Origin of the sequence: Paenibacillus allorhizosphaerae, assembly GCF_042659105.1 — a bacterium.
Taxonomy (GTDB): domain Bacteria; phylum Bacillota; class Bacilli; order Paenibacillales; family NBRC-103111; genus Paenibacillus_G; species Paenibacillus_G allorhizosphaerae.
The window spans coordinates 1-577 of the sequence record NZ_JBHSRV010000078.1 but is presented as its reverse complement, the minus strand read 5'-3'; the positions used below and the strand labels follow the sequence as shown (position 1 = coordinate 577).

Genomic DNA, 577 nt, shown 5'->3' with positions numbered 1-577 from the left:
ATATTTCCATTTACTGCACGCATTCTCCACGTCACCCTCGGAGGTTTTCACTCCCATGTCTCAACGGGTCCAAGCCCTTTCATTCCTTCGTTACACCTGTCCAAGGGGTGGAGGCCGGTCTTGCTAACGGTACGGGTCGGTGCCCTTTGGTTCAATATATCCGGTACTCCGTGCTTTCTTTTGAAATCCTGCGAATCAGCCAATCTACGTGCAACGAAACGTTATAACTGAGTTTAAGCAGCTTGCTGAAGAGGCAATGCTTTATGAGGGATGTACGCCTGACCGGTGCGTGCCATACCAACCAAAATTCGCGCGAGTTTACCACAAAGCTTCATAATCGACCTCATCTTTTTCATCTTCTTTACGTGTACATTGTTGGCGTGAATGGTTCGAAACTCCGGATTATTCATCACTAGACTCATGGTCGACATAAAGAGGAAGCGACGAAGACGGGAGCGCCCGCGCTTGCTAATCTTCATTTGCCCGGTCCATTTACCTGAGCTTGCCTCAGCAAGGTTAAGTCCGGCATGACGCAGCAGGGCATTTCCATGGACAAAGCCGCTTAAATCGCCAGCCT

General features: G+C 49.6%; 1 protein-coding gene. It reads right to left on the bottom strand.

What is annotated here, in order from left to right; all coding sequences use genetic code 11:
• Positions 1-233: 233 nt before the first annotated feature.
• Positions 234-577, bottom strand: a 344-nt coding sequence (locus ACFQI7_RS37880) for a transposase (RefSeq protein WP_377518654.1), incomplete at its 5' end; no start/stop codon positions are given.